Source organism: Candidatus Hydrogenedentota bacterium, assembly GCA_018005585.1.
Lineage (GTDB): Bacteria > Hydrogenedentota > Hydrogenedentia > Hydrogenedentales > JAGMZX01 > JAGMZX01.
This window is the reverse complement of sequence record JAGMZX010000268.1, coordinates 1-3787: the sequence shown is the minus strand read 5'-3', so window position 1 is coordinate 3787 and position 3787 is coordinate 1. Positions and strand designations below refer to the sequence as shown.

Below are 3787 nucleotides of genomic sequence, written 5' to 3'. Positions count from 1 at the left end.
TCCGCGAAACGGCGAACGTCATCCGCGGAGACGCGTCCCGCGGGGTCGGAAGCGGGCACGTCATTGATGCTCACGCCCAGCTCGCGGGCCAGCCGCCGCACCGCGGGCGAGGCTACGGCGCCGCCGCGCGCATTGGCGGCGGGCCGAGCGACAGGACGGGCCCGTAACGCGGGGGCAGGCGGGGTCTGCGCTTCTTTCGCCGCGGGCGGGCGCTCGACCACTTCGAGTTTCGGCGGCGTCTTTGCGGCATCGCACCGGGCAGGCTTTTCAGCAGGCGATGCCTCGGTGTCCAGCAGCAGGAGCACCTGCCCGACTTCGACCTTCTGGCCTTCGCTGACGCGGATCTCGGTGATTGTGCCCGCGGTGGGACTCGGAATCTCAGCCACGGCCTTGTCGGTCTCGATCTCGATGAGCGGCTGACCCTCGTCTACGATGTCGCCGGCCTTCACGAGCACGCGCGCAATGGTTCCTGAAACGATATTCTCGCCCAGTTCCGGCAGCTTGAATTCGGTATGCATGAACAGACTCCCTTCATGCGGTCCTTGGATTGACTTTGTCAGGGTCGATCTCGAGTCCGGCGAAGGCGCGCGCGACGGCCTCGGGCGCGAGCTGTCCTTCCTGAGCGAGGGCGCTTAGCGCGGCCGCGGTGATGAAACGCGCGTCCACTTCGAAATGCGTGCGCAGGCTCTCGCGCGATTCACTCCTGCCGAACCCGTCCGTGCCAAGGCTGACCATGCGGTGCGGCACCCATCTGGCCAGACCGTCAGGCAACAGTTTCATGTAGTCGGAAGCCGCCACGACAACGCCTTCTTCGTTCCGCAGGCATTGCGTCACGTAAGGTATGCGGCGTTGCCCGTCCGGATGCAGCAGGTTGTGGCGGTCGGCGTCCAGGGCGTCGTTGCGCAGTTCCTTGTAGCTCGTGACGCTCCAGCAGTCCGCCGCCACGCCGTATTGTTCCAGCATGGCCTGCGCCTTCAGCGTTTCGTTCATGATCGCGCCGCTGCCGAGCAATTGCGCCCGGAGCGGGAGGTCTTTCCGGGGGGAAGCGCGGAACTTGTACATGCCGCGCAGGATGCCGTCCTCGACGGCGTCGCCGTCCGGCATGGGCGGCATCGGATAGTTCTCGTTGCCAACCGTGAGGTAATAGAACACGTCTTCGCGCTCCTGGTACATCCTGCGGATGCCGTCGCGGACGATAGCGGCGAGTTCGAAGGCGAAGGCTGCGTCGTATGCTTTGAGGTTGGGCACGGTCATGGCCAGCACGTGGGAGTGGCCGTCCTGGTGCTGGAGGCCTTCGCCCGCGAGCGTGGTTCTTCCGGCAGTGCCGCCGATGAGGAATCCCTTGCAGCGCATATCTCCCGCGGCCCAGACAAGATCACCGACGCGCTGAAGCCCGAACATCGAGTAGTAGATAAAAAACGGGATCATGGGAATGCCGTGTGTGGCGTAGGCCGTGCCCGCCGCTATGAAGGAGGACATCGAGCCCGCTTCGGTGATGCCCTCTTCGAGTATCTGCCCGTCCGTGGCTTCCTTGTAATAGAGCACATTATCAGCGTCGACCGGCTCGTAGACCTGGCCAATGGAGGAGTAGATGCCGATCTGCCGGAAGAGTCCGTCCATGCCAAAGGTGCGCGCTTCGTCCGGCACGATGGGCACGATGTATTTGCCCAGTTCCTTGTCGCGGAGCAAATGGGCGAGAATGCGCACGAACACCATCGTGGTCGATACCGGACGTTCGTTGCCCGCGCGAAACTCGGCGAAGAGTCGTTCCGGCGGCGGCGCGAGCGTGGCGGCGTGCACCGTCCGCGCGGGAATGTAGCCGCCCAGCGCTTCGCGTCGTTCCCGCAGGTAGCGCATGTTCGGGCCGTCTTCCGGCGGCCTGTAGAACGGCGCATAGGCGACCTGCTCATCGGAAATGGGGATGCCGAACCGGCTGCGGAATTCGCGCAGTTCGTCCTCATTCAGTTTCTTCTGCTGGTGCGTGATGTTCTTGCCTTCGCCGCTTTCACCGAGACCATAGCCTTTTACCGTCTTTGCGAGGATGACCGTTGGCGCGCCTTCATGATGCACGGCGGCGCGATACGCGGCATAGACCTTGGCGGGGTCATGTCCGCCGCGCTTCAGCTTGCGCAACTGCTCGTCGTTCAGGTGCGCGACCAGTTGCGCGATGCGCGGATCGATCGCGCGCAGCGTCTGGCGGATGAATTCGCCGGACTCGACGCTGAACTTCTGGAACAGGCCGTCTACGGCCTCGCCCATGGCCTTGACGAGCACGTTGTCCGCGTCGTTCGCGAAGATGGGATCCCAGTCGCTGCCCCAGATAACCTTGATGACGTTCCATCCGGCGCCGCGGAAAGCGGCTTCGAGTTCCTGGATGATCTTGCCGTTGCCGCGCACGGGCCCGTCCAGCCGTTGCAGGTTGCAGTTGACGACGAAGACCAGGTTGTCGAGGCGTTCCCTCGAGGCGAGCGTTATTGCGCCAAGCGTTTCCGGCTCGTCGCATTCGCCGTCGCCAAGAAAACACCACACCTTGCCGCCGTTGCGCGGCTTCAGGCCCCGGTTTTCGAGATAGCGGTTGAATCGCGCCTGATAGATGCCCATGATGGGGCCGAGCCCCATGGAAACCGTGGGAAACTCCCAAAAATCAGGCTGGAGCCAGGGGTGGGGATACGAAGAAAGGCCGCCGCCCGGCCTGAGTTCGCGGCGGAAGTGATTGAGTTGCTCCTGCGTCAGGCGCCCTTCGAGAAACGCGCGCGCGTAGATGCCGGGGGCGGCGTGGCCCTGGAAGTAGACCTGGTCGCCGCCGTAATCGCCGTTTCTAGCGCGGAAAAAGTGGTTAAACCCCACTTCGTAGAGTGTCGCGGCCGATGCATAGGTCGAAATGTGCCCGCCGATGCCGTCGGACTCGCGGTTGGCGCGCACGACCATCGCCATCGCGTTCCATCGGATGATGGACTTGTTCGCCCGTTCGAGTTCGCGGTCGCCGGGATAGGGCGGCTGCGCATCGACAGGGATCGTGTTGACATAGGGGGTGTTTGCGCTGAACGGCAAGTCAACGCCCTCGATTTCGGCGTGCTGGTGGAGCTTTTGCAGAAGCGCGCCCACTGCCTCGCGACCCTCACGGGCAATGAGAGAATCCAGTGCTTCAAGCCACTCTTGAAGGCTCGTGTCCTCGACCAGACCTTTTCTGCGTTCCGTGCTCACGACTTCTGGCAACTTTCGCGGTCTTGGTTGTTTTTCGCGCCGCACAGTCCGCGATGGTTGGGCGCGACATGTTTCAGAAACCCCTATTTTAGGCCGCGTCAGTGATAACATCAATCGTGCGGCGATATTCCTTTGGAAGGGCCGCGCGGCGCCCACCAGTGCATTCGCTGCCGTCACTCGTTTATACTTGCGCCGTTTCGCGGGCGGGAAATGCTCCCAGAACATGGAAAAGCTGAAGGGATGATGAAAGCGATCATGTACATAGCAGTAGCGGGACTGGTTGCCGGGGCGGGCTGCTCCACGGCGCGAAAGCCGGAGGGGCCGCGTGGGAAGGTCGAGGTAATTGCGCACCGGGGCGCGAGCGCATATGCGCCGGAGAACACGGCATCCTCGTTTCGCGCCGCCATCGACATGGGCGCCGATTGGTTCGAGTTGGACTGTACGCTGACGAAGGACAACGAGATAGTCGTCATTCATGACGACGATACGGAGCGCACGACGGGGGTCAAGGCGAACGTCTGCGACTTGACGCTGGCGGAAATGAAGGCGATGGACGCGGGCGCTTGGTTCGACCCGAAATTCG

At 63.1% G+C, this 3787-nt stretch carries 3 protein-coding genes; 1 reads left to right on the top strand and 2 read right to left on the bottom strand.

Annotated features, from left to right (window positions below):
• Both KA184_23570 and aceE read right to left on the bottom strand, forming a co-directional pair.
• Window positions 1–518: biotin/lipoyl-binding protein (locus tag KA184_23570; GenBank protein ID MBP8132570.1), on the bottom strand; the 518-nt coding region annotated here is incomplete at its 3' end.
• Between the two features lie 13 nt (window positions 519–531).
• Window positions 532–3315, bottom strand: coding sequence for a pyruvate dehydrogenase (acetyl-transferring), homodimeric type (gene aceE / locus KA184_23565; protein ID MBP8132569.1), 2784 nt, complete (start codon window positions 3313–3315; stop codon window positions 532–534).
• Window positions 3316–3459: 144 nt separating this feature from the next.
• Here aceE and KA184_23560 point away from each other — a divergent pair.
• A partial coding sequence (locus KA184_23560; protein ID MBP8132568.1) for a glycerophosphodiester phosphodiesterase occupies window positions 3460–3787 on the top strand: 328 nt, incomplete at its 3' end.